This window comes from Micromonospora coriariae, from assembly GCF_900091455.1.
Lineage (GTDB): Bacteria > Actinomycetota > Actinomycetes > Mycobacteriales > Micromonosporaceae > Micromonospora > Micromonospora coriariae.
The window spans coordinates 6,543,990-6,561,160 of record NZ_LT607412.1; the positions used below are offsets into that span (position 1 = coordinate 6,543,990).

The window sequence follows — 17,171 nt, forward strand, 5'->3', positions numbered from 1 at the left end:
TGGGATCGGAATCGCGACCAATTTCGCCGCTCACCGTGACAGCCCCGTGATTACCCAGCCCCGTCGGTGATCCCAGGAAGGCACCACGTTCCACAGCCTGCGTACTTGAACACCGGTAGGCAGACCGCCAACTTCCGCGGGAACAAGCTGCTGGCCGCCGACGAGATGAACCCGGACAGGTTGTTGTCGCGGGCCTAACACCGTCGGATCGAACGGGTCGTCCAGCCGAAGGTAGAGATCTCGCAGTCGGGGTAGCCGGGCAAGGAAGTCGAGATCCGACACGCCACAGTCGATCAGAGCCAGGCTCTCGAGCGTCGTGATCGAGCCGATGGTGGACACTTCGGCGACCTTGTCGCAGTCGCGAAGGACCAATTCCGTCAGTTTGAGCGTTGCCAGTGGAGCAACAGACCGCAGCCCATCGCTTTGAAGAACACGAACGCGACGGAGCTCCGTGAGGGCACTGAGGCTCTGGCCTAGTCCTGTCCCGTAATACTCGACGAGCGTCAGGTCCTCAAGCCCTCGAGCCAGCCGATCCAGACGAATCGAACTATCCTCCGCCAAGTGCCAGAGCGACAGCTCGCGGAGCTTGTCCAGATCCTCGAGCGCCGCAAGGTCGGTAACCTGCCGCAGCGACTTCATGGTAAGCGCTTCCAACTTGGGAAGCCCGTTCAAGAATGAAAGATCGGAAGGCGAGTCGGCGAACGTGACATGGAGCCTCCGCAGCGAGGGCAGATCCGCCAGGTACGCCACCGCTTCGGCTGGCACCGGGGTTTCCATCACCAGACTGTGGAGCGCGTCGAGCGACGGCAGCTGCGCCAGCCTCTCCACCGGGAACTGTCGCGTGGACCTGCCCCTGACCACGAGGGTAGTCAGTTGCGGAAGCTTGGTCGCCTCCTCAACGCTGTCCAGGTCCACGATCGCGGTGAGCGTACGCAGGTTTCTGAGGTGTCGGAGCGCGCGTACCTGGCGGGGGTCCGAAGACTCAATCCCCCCATCGATCAAGGGCGAGTCGGCCAAGATTTCCTTGGCGTACTCCTCAGCGTCGAAGTAGTCCCAGCCCGAAATCAGCTGCGCGACGACCGCCGGCCGGCTGTCGCGGCGGTAAAGCTTCAGCTTGGCAATCGCGTGTTCGCCCCCGATATGCACCACGGTCCGAATCACGGCTGCCGCCGAGGTCGGTGCATTCTCGGCTAGTGAATTGGGCAGGCGTGTGAGCAGATGCTCTCCCGCAGAGGACAGCGATCTCGCTTCTGCTGCGTTCCGGGGTGGCAAAATCTGGCCGAGGCACTCCTCAAGTCGCTTGCGGCGCCCCTCCGTGAGAGAAGTCGCGGTCTCCATGCACGAGATCGCGAGAAGGCGCAGCGTCCGCGCCCGTCGCGGTTCCCGCTCAGCGCGGTCCAGGATCCCATCGAGCAGTTCGCCCTGCAGTTTTGGCCCACCATGCCCTGCGGTCATGATGACGATCTCACGCCATTGGTCCAGGTGTGCTTTGTCGACGAGGAGGTCGAGGTGCTCTTCCTCGGCGGCCTCCTTGCCGGCGAGAAATTCGAGAAAAGATCTGTGAATGAAGTCGATCCGCCCGGGAACAGGTTCGCGTAACAACCCGCTCCGCGCAACGAAGTCACCGATTATCGAGGAGGCTGAAGGCAGGTCGCCAGCTACGGGAAGACGGCGCAGCCTGCTCTCTGTCCAGGCGATCGCCCTCTCCTTGGACACCTCCGAATTTGCTCTTTCCGCAAGCCGCCAAGCCAACCCTTGCAGCAGGTACTGCCGCTGCCGCATGGTCAAGGAAGAGATTGCGGACCTGGGCAGCTCCCGTTCTGTCTCCCGCAGCTCAAGCATGTCGAGAGCCGCCCGGTATATCTCCATCCGGTCTGGAGGCAGGAAACCTCTTCGGGTGAAATTCAGAGCACACAAAAGAGCACAGAGCAGCGGTGTGGTGGCCAGGTTCCTCAGGTGAGGGCGAGCGTCGAGTTGGCCCATGATTCGCCGTTCCGCCGCTTCGACGAGCCCTCGGTCCGGTTCTCGTCCCCGTACACGACTGGCGTGCCATACCGCCTGGTGCCACTGTCGAATGAACACGCGCACGTCCAGGCGATTCATGGGCTCAAGCATCACGGTCTTGAACCCGAATTCTTCGAGCCAGTCAACCGGAACCGCCGCAGGACGGGTCGTGACGAGGACATGCGCGTCGTAGAGTCGAGCCAGCTGCCCCAGCCATGCGGCAATGGTTCGACGTCGGCTCGCCGCCAGTTCGTCCACCCCGTCGACTAGGATTAGCAGGCGGCCTGCCCGAAGTTGGCGGGCCGCCCAGTCCGCCGGTTCTTCGGCGGCGATGGCTGGCACGGCTGCGCGGACCAGGCCCGAAGGATCAGGCAGGTCCTTGCTGTCGAATCGACGAAGAGTCAGTAGGACGGGAACCAAGCTGTTCCATCCGACCAGGGAGTCGACAAAGCTCGACCTCGCGGCAGTGACCGCCAGCCATTTGAGCAGCGTCGTCTTGCCTGAGCCGGCTTCGCCTCGGATCACCGTCAAGCGGTTCTTGCCGAGGGCGTCCTCTATCCGGGACCGCTGGTGCTCACCGCCTTTACCCTGCGACCCGAACCAGTGCCGTCCCGTCCCACTCTCTCGGGCGGGTCTCGGCCGGCTGGCCGAGACCGTCAGGCCGAGGTAGGCGACACTGAGGGTTGCCCTCTTGGGATCGTCCGGTGCGTCAACACCGATAAGGTCCAATGTGTCCAAATCCTCGCTGATGAACGACAGGTAACTCTGCAGGAATGATGCGTCCTCGTCGACGGTGTTCGTGCGTACCGACCGGGGCATCCGGGCAAGGACCTGGCGAACTTCATCCGACAACGCGGTGAGGCGTCCCAAAATCTCCACATCAACCCGTGGACCAAAGTCCGGCAGCAGCTGTGCGACTCGGATGAGATAGTCGCACGAGTCGACGAGCAGGCGGTCGAAGAACGCTTCCCCTTCGTCACTCAGGCCGTGAGGCGACAGCGACCCGTAGGCTCGTCGCAGGTTCTGCGCGAGCTTGACCGCGTCCATGTCGGCCTCGAAGAGATCTCGGTCGGAGGTGCGACGGAGTGTGATATGCGCAATCACAGCCTGGATGCACGCCTTGCGTTCCTCTTTATCCAGATAGCGGAACTTGCCGTCCCATGTCTTGATGAGTCGTTGTTCGATCTGATCGCAGACCGACTCGACCTGACGGCTGAACTCCCGGCGGACAAATCTGTCCGCAAAGCTCACTTCGATGAGCTCTACCAGGCCCTTTGCAGGCCTAGTTTTCGCGGACCGATGTCTGAGCCAATCGCCTGCCACTCGCGTGACGATGGCCTTGGCTAAGCCCCCGAGGGCCACGTCAATCATCCGCATCTCCTGGAAGCCAGTCTGGACGCACGGAACCAGCCGGACGCTCCCGGTCGCCTCTCCGGCACCCACACTAGTATGCTTCGCATACTTGTCGATCCGTCGCTACGGCAAGGGGGGGTCGTGCCAAATCCGTCCGCGCTCCCTCCGATCGGAGAGGTCGCCGAGCACCTGCGAGACTTCACCTCGGAGCTGCGGAACCTCCATCGCCAGGCAGGTTCACCCGGTTTGGAGTTGCTCAATCTGTCGCTTTCGGACCAAAAGGATCCATTCGCCACAGTTGTTATCGACCTCGCCAGCCAGGCGATGCGCGGTCAGGTACTGCTTCCGTGGCCCAAGGTACAGACGCTGGTGCGGCGGCTCGCCGAATGGGTCGGGGCGCCCGACCCGGACGAAATAGTTGACCGCCTCCACGTGAAGTGGACGACAGCGGACGCGAGTCAGATGCTCCATCGCCTGCCGACGAAGGTCCAGCCGGTCGACGGCGACCCCTCCTCGGGAGGAGCGTCCCCGCCGTGCGGATTCCTCGAGGCAAGGCGCGGCGGAGCCAGGGGCCAGATATGGGAGTTGCCGGACGGACCGGTGATGATCGGGCGCAGCTCCACCTGCTTCGTCACCCTGCCCGACTCATCGGTGTCACGTGAGCACGCGGTGATTTCGAGGACCGGGATCAACTTCACCGTACGGGACCTGGGCAGCACCAACGGGACGTATCTGAACGCCGAGAGGCTGGACCACTCGGTTGAGTACCTTCTAGAACACAATGATCAACTCAGTGTCGGAGTGGTCCTGCTGACGTTTCTGCTCGACGCGGCCGTGTACATATCGAAGCGGCGACAGCCGTAGTGGCCACCGCAACGGATAGCGGCTCACGATAGGTGCCAGGCCGACCGCCGACTCCGACCGTTTCGCCAGGGCTGCGTACCGTCGCGGCGGGTCTACCCTCAGCTCATGGAGGGCCGCGTGCTGGTGGTCGAGGACGATGCCTCCATCCGGGAGGTCACCGCCCTCGGTCTGCGCCGCGCCGGCTTCCGGGTCGACACCGCCGTCGACGGGCGGCAGGCCCTCGCGGCGTGGCGGGCCCGCCCGGTCGATCTGATCGTGCTCGACGTCATGCTGCCCGGTCTGGACGGCTTGGAGGTCTGCCGGGAGATCCGGCGCAGCAGCCAGGTGCCGATCCTGATGCTGACCGCGCGCACCGACACGCTCGACGTGGTGGTCGGGCTGGAGTGCGGAGCGGACGACTACCTGCGCAAGCCGTTCGACCTGCCTGAACTGGTGGCCCGGGTTCGCTCGGTGCTGCGCCGGGCGAGCGCGCCGGTCACGTCGAGCATCATCGAGGTCGGCGGCCTGGAGATCGACCCGGGCAGCTTCGTGGTCCGGCGGGACGGCCGGGAGGTGGCGCTGACCGCCACCGAGTTCCGCCTGCTGCTGGAGTTGGCCCGCCGCCCCGGGCAGGTCTTCACCCGGGAACTGCTGCTGGATCTGGTCTGGAACCACAGCTTTCTGGGCGACTCGCGGCTGGTCGACGTGGCGGTGCAGCGGCTGCGCGCCAAGGTCGAGGACGACCCGGCGCACCCTCGGCTGGTACGCACAGTCCGCGGCGCCGGCTACAAGCTCTCCACGGGCTGACAGGAGGTCCGCGATGGCCGGACGCGCGGTACCCCCGGGCCGGCTGCGGCGCCGGCTGACGATCGCCTTCGTGCTGGTCGCCGGGGTCTCCGCCGGCCTGCTCGCCGGGGGCACGGGGCTGCTGCTGCGGCAGTCCTGGTTGGACGCCTCACTGCACCAGGCCGCCGCCGACGCCCGCTACCAACTCGTCCTCGCCGGACAGTTCCTGCCGTTGTCCGACCAGCGCAGCACCGAACTGCTCACCAGTTTCGAGGGCAGCGGCCGGCACGTGGTGCTCGTCGACGGTCCAGCGCGCCCCTCGCACCCGTCGTACGCCCCGACGCTCGGCACCCGGCTGCGGGCCACTGTCGCGGACGGGCAGCTCGGCTACCAGCGGTCCGCGCCAGCGGAGCGCCCACGGTTGCTGGTGGTCGGCGGACGCATCCCCGGCTCGACCGCCGAGCTGTACGTGATCACCGTCGAGGACGACATCGCCGCCGACCTGGGTCAGCTGCGCACCGCGCTGCTGGCCGGCTGGGTGCTGGTGGTGCTGCTCGCCGCCGGGGTGGGACACCTGCTGGCCCGCCGCACGCTGGAGCCGGTGGGACGGGCCAGCCGGGCCGCCCGGGCGCTCACCGAGGGCCTGCTCGCCACCCGTCTGCCGGTACGCGGGCGGGACGAGTTCAGCGTCTGGGCGGCGTCGTTCAACGAGATGGCCGAGGCGCTGGAGTCGAAGATCGCCGCGCTCTCCGCGGCGCAGGCACGGGAGCGGCGGTTCACCGCCGACGTCGCGCACGAGCTGCGTACCCCGGTCACCGCCCTGGTGGCCGCGGCCTCGTTGCTGCGCGAGCACCTGGACCAGCTGCCCGACGACGCCCGACCGGCCGCACGGCTGCTGGTCGGTGACGTGGTCCGGCTTCGCCGGCTGGTCGAGGACCTGATGGAGATCTCCCGGCTGGATGCCGGCCAGGAGCGGCCGACCATGGAGCCGGTGGACGCGCCGGCGCTCCTGCGCGGGATCGTCGCGGCACGCGGCTGGTCGGAGCGGGTGCTGGTCATTGGTGATCCGGTCGCGCTGCGCACCGACCCGCGCCGGCTGGAACGGGTGCTGGCCAACCTCGTCGCGAACGCGGTCGAGCACGGCGGCGGCGAGATCCGGGCCACCGTGGCCGGGGAAGGCCCGCTGGTCGTCTTCGAGGTCACCGACCAGGGACCGGGCATCCCGCCCGAGCACCTGCCCCGCCTGTTCGACCGGTTCCACAAGGTCGACCCGTCCCGTTCGGCGCCGGGCAGTGGGCTGGGGCTGGCCATCGCCCGGGAACACGCCGTCCTGCTCGGTGGGGTGCTGACCGCGCACAGCGAGCCGGGCGTGGGCAGCCGATTCCGGTTGGAGCTGCCCGCCCCGGGCCCCGCCCGGTCGCGCGAGGGCGCCCCGCGCCAGATCGAGCACCCCGACGACCAGGCCTCGGCGCGTCCGCCCGGTGGCGGGCGCGCGGCCCGCACCGCGCCGTCGGGCGGTGCGGGGTGAGCCCGCGGAGTGCTGCCCGGCTGGCGGCGCCGGTGCTCATCGCCGCGGTGCTCGTCGGCGGGTGCGGCACCCCACGGTCCGGCGTCCTCGGGCCCGCGCCCACCGCCGCGCCGTCGAGCGCCCCCGCGCCCACCGAACGTCCCGACCCGACCCCCACGCCATCCGCGGAACCGCGACCGTCGCGCACCGGCACCCCGACCCTCCCGCCGGCGCCGTCCGCCACCGGTACGCGCCCCCGGGCGGCCACGGTGACCATCGAGCTGTGGTACGTCCGTTCCGGCCGGCTCGTCCCGACCCACCGGACCCGGCCGGCCACAGTGGCGACGTCCCGGCTGGCGCTGACCGAGCTGGCCGCCGGGCCCACGCCGGCGGAGGCCGCGACCGGGCTGGCCACCCTCCTGCCGACCGGCGTCGAGGTGACCCGGATCACCGACGGCGTGGCGACGCTCGGGACCGTCCCGTCCACCGGCGACCGGGTGGAGCGCCGGCTGCGCGAGGCACAGGTGGTGTGGACCCTCACCCAGTTCCCCACCGTGCGGCAGGTCCGCTTCGGCGGGGGCGGCCCGGTCGGCCGGGCCGACTACGCGGATCTCCTACCGCCGATCGTGGTCTCCGGCCCGCGTGTCGGCGAACGCGTCACCGCCCCGCTCACCGTCACCGGCACCGCCGACGTGTTCGAGGCCACGGTGAGCGTCCGGGTCCTGGACGCCGCCGGCCGGGAGGTGGCCACCGGCTTCGGCACCGCGAGCTGCGGGAGCGGCTGCCGGGGCGGGTACCGGGTGGTGGTCGGCTGGCACACGGCCCGCGAGCAGCGCGGGACCATCGAGGTGTACGAGGTGTCCGCCCGGGACGGTTCCCGGATCAACACGGTCGTCGTCCCGGTGCTCCTCGCCCCTTCCGGAGGCTGAGCACCCGGTTCACCTGCCGGCCATCGGATGGAAACGTAATCGTTTCGTCGACCCGGTGCGACGCAACTCATAAAAGCCTGCACGATCTCCAGAACGCGAACTAGGGTCAGTACGACATCGTTTCGCGGGGGGGTCGAGATGCTGGGTGGTCAGCAGGTGGGCGCGGGTGCCGGGGTGCCGGCTGCCCGGGCCGCTCGGTGCACCGCGGCAGACCTCTTCGCCGTCGTCATCGACCTGCTGCGCGAGGTCGGCTACGACCGGATGACCATCGACGCCATCGCCGCCCGGGCCCACGTCAGCAAGGCCACCATCTACCGGCGCTGGGACGGCAAGGCCGAGTTGGTCGTCGCCGCCCTGCGCGACCGGCACGTGGGCGTACACAACCCGCCCGACACGGGCTCCCTGCGCGGCGACCTGATCGAGTTGCTGCGCGCCACGGCCGCCATCTGCGTGGCCGACTGTGACCTGATGCAGGCGTTGACCTTCGCCATGCGGACCAACCCCGAGCTGGAACGACTGGTACGCCACCAGGTCCTACCGGCCGGGCGGGTGGCCAGCACCGCCATCCTCGTCCGTGCGGCCGCCCGCGGCGAGATCCCGCCGGAGGCCGGTGAACGCGATCTGTTCCACGACCTGGCGCCCGCGCTCACCATGTCCCGAATCGTCGCGCACGGCCTACCCGCCGATGACGCGTTCCTCATCCAGGTCGTCGACCAGGTGCTGATCCCGGTGCTCCGCTACCAGCCCAACCGCCAGGCCCAGCCCTGACCTGACCGGCTCCGCTCCTGACCTACCGAAACACGGAAGGCTTCATCATGCCCGGAACTACCTCGACAGCTCCCGGCGCGCCCGGCGCCGAGACGTCGACGAACGCGCCGCACCCGCGGCGCTGGATCGCGCTGGCCGTTATCGCGGTCTCGCAGCTCATGGTGGTCCTGGACGCCACGATCGTGAACATCGCACTCCCCCAGGCCCAGTCCGACCTGGGCATCACCGACGCGAACCGGCAGTGGGTGATCACCGCCTACACGCTGGCCTTCGGCGGCCTGCTCCTGCTCGGCGGCCGGATCGCCGACTTCTGGGGCCGCAAGCGCACCTTCCTGGTCGGCATGACCGGCTTCGCGCTGGCCTCCGCGCTGGGCGGTCTGGCCACCACCGGCGGGATGCTCTTCGCCGCCCGCGCGTTGCAGGGCGCCTTCGGCGCGCTGCTCGCCCCGGCCGCGCTGGCGCTGCTCACCGTGCTGTTCACCGAGGCCACCGAGCGGGCCAAGGCGTTCGCCGTGTACGGCGCGATCGCCGGCGGCGGGTCCGCGGTCGGCCTGCTGCTCGGCGGGGTGCTCACCGAGTACGCCGACTGGCGCTGGTGCCTGCTGGTCAACATCCCGGTCGCCGCCATCGCGATCGCCTTCGCCCTGCCGCTGGTGCCGGAGAGCCGGGCGCACGGCAACACCCGCTACGACGTGCCCGGCGCGGTCGTCGTCACCGCCGGTCTGGTCTCCCTGGTGTACGGCTTCACCAAGGCCGCCGAGGACGGCTGGGACGCCACCGCGACGCTCGGTTTCATCGCCGCCGGCGTGGTGCTGCTCGCCGCCTTCGTGGCGATCGAACTGCGCTCCAACCACCCGCTGCTGCCGCTGCGGATCATCCTGGACCGCAACCGGGGCGGGGCGTACCTCGCGTCGACGCTGATCGGCGCCGGCCTGTTCGGCGCGTTCCTCTTCCTGACCTTCTACTTCCAGGTGGTGCTGCAGTACAAGCCGCTGGAGGCCGGGCTCGCCTCGCTGCCGGTCACCGCCGGCGTGCTGATCGCGGCGGGCGGCGCCAGCCAGTTGATGCCACGGTTGGGCGCCAAGCCGCTGATGGTCGGCGGTGCCGTGCTCGCCGCCGTGGCCATGCTGTTGCTGACCCAGATCGACGTGGACACGTCGTTCCTCACCCACCTGCTGCCGGCCCAGGTCATCCTCGGCATGGGTCTCGGCTTCACCTTCGTGCCGCTGTCCAGTCTCGCCCTGGTCGGGGTGCCGGAGCACGACGCGGGCGCGGCCAGCGCGACGCTCAACGCCACCCAGCAGATCGGCGGCTCGCTGGGCACCGCGCTGCTGAACACCATGTACACCAGCGCGGTGGCCACCTACCTGGTCTCGCACGTGCCGAACCCGGCCAACCAGATCGAGGCGCTGGTGCACGGCTACAGCGTGGCGTTCGCCTGGGGCGCGGCCCTGATCGTGCTCGCCGGGCTGGCCACCCTGATCCTGATCAAGGTGCGCAGGGAGGACATCCCGGCCGGCAACGCTGTGCACATGGGCTGAGCCGACCGACGCGTCCGCCGGCCGGTCCGCTCCCCACCCGGGGATGGGCCGGCCGGCGGCCGCGTCCGGTAACGTCCCGACCACCGTCGAAAAATCCATTGAGGAGACATATGTCCACGGCTGCCGACCAGATCATCAGTGCTCTGCGCGCGGGCCACGAGGAGCTCGCCGCGCTCGTCCGGGACCTCAAGGAGGACGACCTCCTTCTGCCGTCGGGGGCCAGTGAGTGGCAGGTGTCCCAGGTGCTCAGCCACCTGGGCAGCGGCGCGGAGATCAACCTCGCGACGCTGACCGCCGCCCGCACCGGCGCGCCCGCACCGGACGGCGACTTCAACCGCGGCGTCTGGCAACGCTGGGACGCGATGCCCCCGGCCGAGCACGCCGCCGGCTTCCTCGAGGCCAACCAGCGGCTCGTCGAGGCGTACGAGGCGTTGGACGCCGAGAGCCGGGCCTCGCTGCGGATCGACCTCGGCTTCCTGCCGGACCCGGTCGACGTGGCCACCGCGGGCCGGTTCCGGCTCAGCGAGTTCGCGCTGCACCAGTGGGACGTCGAGGTCGCGTTCAACCCGTTCGCGGCGGTGACGCCGGGGGCGGTGCCGTTGCTGCTCGACCAGATCGGCGGCATGCTGGCGTGGACCGGCCGGCCGCAGGAACTCGCCGGCCGGGAGGCCACCCTGCTGGTCCGGCTGCACGAGCCCGAGCAGACGTACGGGCTGCGGCTGGGCGAGCACATCGAGTTGACCGACGCGCCGGAGCGGCCGGACGGCGAACTGATCGCCCCGGCCGAGGCGTGGCTGCGCCTCGCCACCGGACGGCTGGGCCCCCAGCACACCCCGGACGGTGTGCGGGTGACCGGCGCGGTGAGCCTGGACGACCTGCGGCGGGTCTTCGCCGGCTTCTGAGCTGGTGCCGCGCGGGCCGGTCACCCGGCCCGCGCGGCACACCCGGCTACCGGCCGACGACCCGGCGGGCGACCGCCAGCAGGTACTCCTTGCGGTCCAGCGGGTTGTGGTCCCAGCGTGCCCGGGTGGGGGCCGGGCCCCGCACCGGCCGGTACCTGTCGAACGCGGTTTCGAGCACACCCTCACCCCGGGTCAGGGACGGCAGGCGACGCTCCAGCGCGTGCACCCGACCCGCCGGAATCTCCCCCTCCACCAGGTACGACGTGCCCTGCCCGGTGGTGTCGGTCGGCACCGCGTCGAGCCGGGCGAGCGCCGGCAGCAGGGTGCCGAGGACATCGCCCGGCACCTCCAGCCGGAACCGGTGCACCGGCTCGTGCACCCGGGTGCCGGCCCGGGTGAGCGCGGTCATCAGCACCAGCGGGGTGAGGTTACGAAAGTCCCCGGCGGTGCTGGACATGCTCTTGTCGAAGGTGCCGTGGGAGTGGCTCTGCCGGGCCCAGTAGCCGGCGTGGGTCATCGTCACCTCGCAGTCGGGGATCTGCCAGCCGTGCGGCCCCTGGCGCAGCGTCCGGTGCACGGTCTCCTCGACGGCCGCGAAGAACGCCTGTGGCATCGAGCCCAGCTCAACGCCGAGCCGGAAGCTCACGCCCGCGCCGACCGGCGCCGGGGCCACCCGCAGCCCGACGGTCGCCAGGAACGGGTTGGGCGCCACGGCGATCACCTCGACCGCCTCGCCCACGCCGCAGACCCGCTCCACGTGCACCGTGCTGGTCTCCCGGAAGGTCACCGCCACCCCGAAGTCGTCGGCCAGGGTGGCCTGGATGACCTCCTTCTGCACCTCGCCGTAGAGCGAGACGGTGATCTCGTGCTGCCGGTCGTCCTGCCGGAGGTTGATCAGCGGATCCTGCTCGGCGAGCTGGCTCAGGGCGGCGTGCATCGTGACCCGCTCCGCGGCGCGGGCCGGGACCACGACGGTCTCCAGGGTGGGCGGTGCGAACTGGCGGTCAGTGCCGGCACGCTCCGGGGGTACGCCGACCGGGTCACCGATCCGCGCCTGGGTGAGGCCCCACAGCCGGGCGATGTGGCCCGCGCCGACCGACGACGCCGCGACGTCCGCCCCGTCGGCGACGACGCGTACCGCGGTGACCACCGCAGCGCCGCTCGCACCGACCCGGATCCGGTCCCGGACCCGGATGGTGCCGGCGAAGAGCCGGACCAGCGCGATCTTCTCCCCCGCCGGGCCGCGCTCGATGGCGAACACGGTGCCGGAGACCGGGGCCTCGGCGTCGCCCTGGGCCGTGGGCAGCAGTTCGGTGATCCCGGCGATCAGCGCGTCCACTCCGGCGCCGGTGATGGCCGAGCCGGCGAACACCGGCTCGACCAGCGCCCGGCCGGTGCGGTCGGCCAGCGCCCGGCGCAGCCGGGGGTACGGCAGCGTCGCGGGGTCGGCCACCCAGTCGGCGAGCAGCGCGTCGTCCTGACCGGCGAGCAGGTCGAGCAGCCGGTCGGTGAAGCCGACGTCGGCGGGGCCGTACGGCGTGCAGCGGGCGTCCCGCCTGCCGGGCCCCGCGACCGACCCCATCGCCACCACGGACGGGGTCAGTTTCTCCGCGACGGCCCGCATCACCCGCTCGGGGTCAGCCCCCGCCCGGTCGACCTTGTTCACGAAGATGAGCGTGGGAATGCGCAACCGGCGCAGCGTACGCATCAGCACCCGGGTCTGCGGCTGGACACCCTCGACCGCGGAGATCACCAGCACCGCGCCGTCGAGCACGCCGAGCACCCGCTCGACCTCGGCGATGAAATCCGGGTGACCGGGCGTGTCGATCAGGTTGACTGTCACGTCGTCCAGCACGAAGGAGACGACGGCGGAGCGGATGGTGATGCCGCGTTGCCGCTCCAGTGCCAGGGAGTCGGTGCGGGTGCTGCCCGCGTCGACGCTGCCGAGCCGGTCGGTCACGCCGACGGCGTACAGCAGTCGCTCGGTCAGGCTGGTCTTACCGGCATCGACGTGCGCCAGGATGCCGAGGTTGAGGGTCTTCACGAAGCGTCGTGTCCTTCAGGTAGGTGACAGGTCCCTTCTGGCCGGACATCGACGCAGCGCGCATTGCTTCTCCCTGAAGTTGGTGGCGGTTTCGGGTAGTTCATCAGCCCCTCGTCGGGACGAGCAACCGATTAACGGGGCGTCGGAGGTCGAGCTGATCTCCGGCAGACTGGGCGACATGGTGGAGACCTCCGTGCGGCTGCTGAGGCTGCTCGCCCTCCTGCAGGGCCACCGTGACTGGTCCGGCGCTGAGCTGGCCGACCGGCTGGCGGTCACCGCCCGCACCGTGCGCGCCGACGTCGAGCGGCTACGGGTGCTCGGCTACCGGATCGAGTCCCGACCCGGTGTGGCCGGCGGCTATCGACTCGGCGCAGGGTCCGCCCTGCCGCCGCTGCTGCTCGACGACGACGAGGCGGTGGCGGTGGCCGTCGGCCTGCGGGCGGCCGCGTCCGGCTCGGTACGCGGCATCGAGGAGACGTCACTGCGGGCGTTGGCCAAGCTCGAGCAGTCGCTGCCGTCGCGGCTGCGACACCGGGTCGACGCGCTGCGCGCTGCCACGGTCTCCGCCGCGGCCGGCGGCCCGACCGTGGACGCCGACACGCTCACCGCCGTCTCCACCGCTGTGCACCGCCGCGAGCGGCTGCGCTTCGACTACGCCGGGCACGACGGAACGGTGACCGTACGCGACGTCGAGCCGTACCGGCTGGTCTACACCGGGCGGCGCTGGTACCTGCTGGGCTGGGACACCGACCGGGCCGACTGGCGGACCTTCCGCGCCGACCGGATCCGGCCCCGGGTGCCGACCGGTCCGCGTTTCGCACCCCGGGAGCCGCCGGGTGGGGATGCGGTCGCGCACGTGCTGCGCGGCGTCGGCTCCACGGCGTGGCCACACCCCGCCCGGGTACGCCTGCACGCGCCGGCCGAGCGGATGGCGCAGCGCATCCCCAGCACTGCCGGCCTGCTCGAGGCCGTCGACGACCACACCTGCCTGCTGCACACCGGCGGGGAGTCACTGGCCAACCTGGCCGCCTTCCTCGGCACCCTGGAGGTGGACTTCGACGTGGTCGATCCACCGGAGTTGCGCGCCGTCATCCGGACCGTCGCCGCCCGGTTCGGCCGCGCTGGTCAGGCGTCGTAGCCGCCGTTGCAGAGCCGGCCGGACCGGAGGCGGCGCGAAGCGGGTCTACGGCTGCGGGACCAGCCGGAAGGACTGCGCCGCGGTGCCGTTGCAGGTGTACTGCACGAGCTGGACGCTGTCGGCGGTGGACGCTCCGGGCACGTCGAGGCACTTGCCGCTGTTGCGGTTGACCAGGCGGTAGTAGCCGCCGCCCTCCGACTCGGCCCGCCACTGCTGGTTGTTGCCGCCGCTGTACGACCACAGCTGGATGCGGGCCGAGTCGGCGGTCGACACGTTTGTCACGTCGAGCACCTGAGCGCTGTTGTTGCGGTTGTTGACCCGCAGGTAGCCGCCGCTGGTCGGCGGGAACTGGTACTGCTGCGCGGCGCTGCCGTTGCAGGCGTACTGCTGGATGGCGGTGCCGTTCGCGCTGGCGGCGGCCCGCGCGTCGACGCACTTGCCGCTGCCCCGGTTGACCACGGTGTGCCAGGCGGTCGGCGAGATCGGGCCGGCGGGCGGGGTGGGCGTCGGGGTGGGACTGGTGCCGGCTCCGGCGAGCCAGTGCAGGCCGTCGATCAGCAGCCGGTTCTGCGGTTCACTGTCGAAGGTGGAGGACAACCCGGTGTTGGTGTCGTAGTTCATCGCGTTGTGGCCGAAGTTGGCGTACAGCATCTTGTACCGCTTGTTGCTCCACACGAGCGGGTAGTAGCCGCTGTACCAGGACTGGTTGGGGTCGGTGCCGACCGGAAGGCTGGACGGGTCGATCGAGGCGAGGATGTCGATGTCCGGGTTCTGCCGCAGGTCGTTGCTCCAGGAGTACCACTCGCTGATCGACGACGGAAACGTCGCCGGGAGGTTGCGGGTGGCGGCGTGGGTGCGATTGTCGGCGCGCAACGTGACCCGGGTGGGGCCCCAGGTGTTCGTCTGGAACGAGCCGGTGCCCAGGAAGGTGTTGTAGTACCAGCTCCAGCTCGACGGGTTGTCGGTCCACGCGCTGACGTGGAAGCCCAGCCATGCCCCGCCGTTCTGCATGTACTGCTGGAACGCGGCCCGTTGCGCGGTCGGCGGCGCGTCGTCGAGGAACATGATGACCTTGTACTGGGCCAGGTTCGCGCTGTTCAGCAGGCCCCAGTTGGTGGTCGCCTCCCAGGAGAAGCCGTACTGGGCGGCCGCCTGCGGGAACCAGGCACGGGCGTCCCGGACGAAGTCGATGTGTGCCGGGTCCCAGGTGCCGTTGTAGAAGGCCAGGACCTTGAACGTCGGAGCGGCCTGCGCGGCACGTGCGGAGTTGACGGCGACGCCGACGCTCAGCGTGACGACCAGCGCGGCCAGCAGTGCGATGATCCGGCTGGCACGGGTGGAGAGTTCTGCGATCACCTGATCGTCCCTTCGGTGGTGGCCTGGGGACGCGCGCCGCCGCGTCGACGTGAACGACTGTTCACAATGTTTACAGATTGACGAAATGTTATGCGTTGGCCCGGTTGGCGTCAACCGACGGAGGAGCGGGCGACCGGCGCGGCGAAGTAGGTGTCCGGGTACGGCTCGTCGCGGTACCGGTAGTGCCACCACTCACGGTCGTAGTTGACGAACCCGGCGTCGGTCATCAGCCGCAGCAACAGTCGCCGGTTGTCCCGGGCCTTGCCGGTGACGCGGGGGTCGGCGGTGTGCGCCCTCGCGTCGAAGCAGTCGAAGCCGGTGCCCATGTCGATGCTGTTGTCGGCGAAGCGCCGCCCCTGCGGCGCGGTGCAGGCGACCAGCGGCCGGCCGGGATCGTACGCGGGCTGGCTGGCGGCGGGTTCGTCGACCAGGGTCAGGTCCAGGGTGCTGCCCCGGCTGTGCGCTGTGGGTGCCCCGATGTAGCCGTCGGCGAAGAGCCGGCTCTTGGCCACGTCCGGATAGAACTCGGCCTTGCTCTGCTGCTCGCCGGGGCGCTTCGCCCAGGCCACGAAGTCGTCCACCGCCGGCTGCGGTCGGTAGCAGTCGTACACCTTGAGGCTGTGCCCGCCGGCGAGCGCGGCGTCCTGCACCCGCCGCAGCGCCTCGGCTGCCGGCCGGGTGAGCAGGCAGAGCGGTTCGGGGTAGCCGCTGATCGGCCGGCCGACGAAGTTGTGCGCGGTGGCGTACCGGATGTCGCTGTGGATGCGGGGGTCGAGGTCGGTCAGCACCACGAACCCCGGCAGCCGGGCGGCGGCGGACCGGGCCGGGCTGGACGGGACGGGGCTCGACGACGTCGGCGCCGTGATCGTGGGCGCCGGGCGGGGTTGCGGCCGCGAGCAGCCGCCGAGCAGCGCGACGAGCACCAGCGCGGCGGCGCCGCCCACCCGTCCTGACCTGCGCACCCGTCCTGTCTATCAGGCCTGGCCGAGGCTCCGCGTCGGATCGGCGTCCGGCCGCCGGCGAAGCGGGCCGTCGCCCTCGCCCAGGTGCTCGCCGAGGAAGCGCAGCGCCGCCTCGTCGTCGTCGATGCCGCCGGCTTCGTGGCCGTTGTACCGCCAGACCGACAACTCGGTCGGCCCGGCGTGGGCGTTGACGGCGGCGTAGACCGTGGACGGCGGCACGATGTCGTCCATCAACGCCACCGAGTACCGCGCCGGCCGGCGGCAGCGCCGGGCGAAGTTCACCCCGTCGACGTACGCGAGGGTGGCCAGCACCCGATCCTCGGCGTCCCGGTGGATCGCCAGGTAGTCGCGGATCTCCCGGTACGGGCGGGCGTCGGTGACGACCACCGCACGCGGGATGTCACAGAGGAACGGCACGGAGGCCACCACCGCCCGCAGGCCGGGTGCCAGCGCGCCGGCCGCGAGCGCCAGCCCGCCGCCCTGGCTGTGCCCGAGCACCGCCACGCGGGTCGGGTCGACCACCGGCAGGGTCCGGACGGCGTCCACCGCCCGGACCGCGTCGGTGATCAGCCGCCGGTAGTAGTACGTGCGCGGGTCGGTGATGCCCCGGGTGGTGACCCCGGGCGCCTCCGGGCCGGCGGCGCCCGGATCCGGGGTGTCGCCCCGGCTCCAGCCCGAACCCTGCCCCCGGGTGTCCATCTGCAGATGCACGAACCCGGCCGACGCCCAGAGCAGGTTCTCCAGCGGGTGCCCCCGCCCGCCGCCGTAACCGGCGTACTGGACAAGGGTCGGCAGCGCCGTGCCGGCGCCGCGGGGCACCCGCAGCCAGGCCCGCACGGGCTGGCCGGCGAAGCCCGCGAACGTCACATCGAGCACGTCGATGCCGGCCAGCCCGCTCGCCACCGGCTCGGCCCGGACCGGCCATCCGGCGTCCCGAGCCTCCGCCAGGGTGCCGGCCCAGAACTGGTCGAAGTCCGTGGGTTCCCGCACCGCGCTGCGGTAGCCGCGCAGCTGCTCCTCGGGCAGGTCGGTGTACAC

The 17,171-nt window shown here is 70.6% G+C and carries 13 protein-coding genes; 8 read left to right on the forward strand and 5 right to left on the reverse strand.

Annotated features, from left to right (window positions below):
• Positions 1-30: 30 nt before the first annotated feature.
• Positions 31-3,375 (reverse strand): NACHT domain-containing protein, encoded by a 3,345-nt coding sequence (locus GA0070607_RS30545; protein ID WP_157743320.1) that lies wholly within the window; start codon positions 3,373-3,375, stop codon positions 31-33.
• Between the two features lie 123 nt (positions 3,376-3,498).
• On the opposite strand from GA0070607_RS30545, the gene GA0070607_RS30550 reads away from it, so the two are divergent.
• The 7 genes from GA0070607_RS30550 (at position 3,499) to GA0070607_RS30580 (ending at position 10,633) form a co-directional block, all read left to right on the forward strand.
• Positions 3,499-4,221, forward strand: coding sequence for an FHA domain-containing protein (locus GA0070607_RS30550; RefSeq protein WP_157743321.1), 723 nt, complete (start codon positions 3,499-3,501; stop codon positions 4,219-4,221).
• Between the two features lie 105 nt (positions 4,222-4,326).
• A complete protein-coding gene (locus GA0070607_RS30555; protein WP_089021301.1) occupies positions 4,327-5,007 on the forward strand; it encodes a response regulator transcription factor in 681 nt (226 codons plus the stop codon).
• Between the two features lie 13 nt (positions 5,008-5,020).
• Positions 5,021-6,514 carry a sensor histidine kinase gene (locus GA0070607_RS30560; RefSeq protein ID WP_089021302.1) on the forward strand — a complete coding sequence of 498 codons (1,494 nt, stop codon included), beginning with the start codon at positions 5,021-5,023 and terminating at the stop codon, positions 6,512-6,514.
• Positions 6,511-7,422 (forward strand): Gmad2 immunoglobulin-like domain-containing protein, encoded by a 912-nt coding sequence (locus GA0070607_RS30565; RefSeq protein WP_231930538.1) that lies wholly within the window; start codon positions 6,511-6,513, stop codon positions 7,420-7,422. The genes GA0070607_RS30560 and GA0070607_RS30565 overlap by 4 nt, the downstream gene beginning before the upstream one ends.
• A gap of 138 nt (positions 7,423-7,560) precedes the next feature.
• The gene (locus tag GA0070607_RS30570; RefSeq protein ID WP_089021303.1) at positions 7,561-8,190 is read left to right on the forward strand and encodes a TetR/AcrR family transcriptional regulator; all 630 of its coding nucleotides are present in this window, start codon (positions 7,561-7,563) and stop codon (positions 8,188-8,190) included.
• Positions 8,191-8,237: 47 nt separating this feature from the next.
• A complete protein-coding gene (locus GA0070607_RS30575) occupies positions 8,238-9,731 on the forward strand; it encodes an MFS transporter (RefSeq protein ID WP_089021304.1) in 1,494 nt (497 codons plus the stop codon).
• Positions 9,732-9,841: 110 nt separating this feature from the next.
• Positions 9,842-10,633: a maleylpyruvate isomerase family mycothiol-dependent enzyme gene (locus tag GA0070607_RS30580; RefSeq protein ID WP_089021305.1), complete on the forward strand. Its 792-nt coding sequence runs from the start codon at positions 9,842-9,844 to the stop codon at positions 10,631-10,633.
• Between the two features lie 46 nt (positions 10,634-10,679).
• Here GA0070607_RS30580 and GA0070607_RS30585 read toward each other — a convergent pair whose 3' ends face one another.
• Positions 10,680-12,677 carry an elongation factor G gene (locus GA0070607_RS30585; RefSeq protein WP_089021306.1) on the reverse strand — a complete coding sequence of 666 codons (1,998 nt, stop codon included), beginning with the start codon at positions 12,675-12,677 and terminating at the stop codon, positions 10,680-10,682.
• A gap of 178 nt (positions 12,678-12,855) precedes the next feature.
• Between GA0070607_RS30585 and GA0070607_RS30590 the strand changes: the two genes are divergently transcribed.
• Positions 12,856-13,815 (forward strand): helix-turn-helix transcriptional regulator, encoded by a 960-nt coding sequence (locus GA0070607_RS30590; RefSeq protein WP_089021307.1) that lies wholly within the window; start codon positions 12,856-12,858, stop codon positions 13,813-13,815.
• Between the two features lie 45 nt (positions 13,816-13,860).
• Here the strand turns inward: GA0070607_RS30590 and GA0070607_RS30595 are convergent, their stop codons facing one another.
• The 3 genes from GA0070607_RS30595 to GA0070607_RS30605 all read right to left on the reverse strand — a co-directional run bounded on the left by GA0070607_RS30595 (position 13,861) and on the right by GA0070607_RS30605 (position 17,171).
• Positions 13,861-15,171: an RICIN domain-containing protein gene (locus GA0070607_RS30595; RefSeq protein ID WP_231930541.1), complete on the reverse strand. Its 1,311-nt coding sequence runs from the start codon at positions 15,169-15,171 to the stop codon at positions 13,861-13,863.
• Between the two features lie 110 nt (positions 15,172-15,281).
• Positions 15,282-16,133: a M15 family metallopeptidase gene (locus GA0070607_RS30600; RefSeq protein ID WP_231930544.1), complete on the reverse strand. Its 852-nt coding sequence runs from the start codon at positions 16,131-16,133 to the stop codon at positions 15,282-15,284.
• 12 nt (positions 16,134-16,145) lie between these two features.
• Positions 16,146-17,171 (reverse strand): acetylxylan esterase, encoded by a 1,026-nt coding sequence (locus GA0070607_RS30605; protein WP_089021309.1) that lies wholly within the window; start codon positions 17,169-17,171, stop codon positions 16,146-16,148.